Annotated in this window: 1 pseudogene; it reads left to right on the forward strand. The window is 33.0% G+C overall.

Going from position 1 to position 786, the window contains the following annotated elements:
• A pseudogene (locus AMN78_RS03815) lies at nt 1–664 on the forward strand (AAA family ATPase); the annotation flags it as partial.
• Nucleotides 665–786: the final 122 nt, after the last annotated feature.

Below are 786 nucleotides of genomic sequence, written 5' to 3' on the forward strand. Positions count from 1 at the left end.
CAAAGTGAAAAAATTGAACAAACAAAAAAAACAAAGAGAGTCTCTCGGTTCTGTCAATTTAAGAGCTGACGAAGAAACAAAAAAATATGAGATAGAGATTAAAAAGATGGAAGATGATAGAGCAGATCTATATTCAGCTATCGTCAAACTAAAAACAAGTATCGATGAGTTAAACCAAAAAGGTAGAGAGCGCTTACTTGAGGCTTATACTAAAGTTAATAGAAAGTTTAATGAAGTTTATACAAAACTTTTTAATGGTGGGACTGCAAAAATTGAATTGGTAGACTCTGATGATCCATTGGAGGCAGGTTTAGAAATGTTTGTTTCCCCACCTGGTAAAAGGCTTCAATCAATAACATTGCTTTCTGGTGGCGAACAAGCTTTAACTGCTTTATCTTTAGTTTTTGCTGTTTTTTTAGTTAACCCATCTCCAATTTGTGTCTTAGATGAAGTTGATGCTCCCTTAGATGATGCAAATGTAACAAGATTTTGTGGATTGCTTGATGATCTGACTAAAATTACTAATACTAAATTCATAATAATTACTCATCACGCTTTAACAATGTCTCGAATGGATAGACTTTATGGAGTAACGATGGCAGAACAGGGAGTAAGTCAACTTGTTTCTGTTGATTTACAAAGAGCAGAGGAATTAGTAGCTTAAAATTATAATGAAAATTCCAGATGATTTTAAGACTCGCCTAAAGATTGCAAAATCAAAGCTAAAAAACGATTTAGACAATCATAAAGATAAACGAGGCACCTTTATGGGAAATGCCTTTAAAT

Source organism: Candidatus Pelagibacter communis, from assembly GCF_001179945.1.
Classification (GTDB): domain Bacteria; phylum Pseudomonadota; class Alphaproteobacteria; order Pelagibacterales; family Pelagibacteraceae; genus Pelagilacustribacter; species Pelagilacustribacter ubique_A.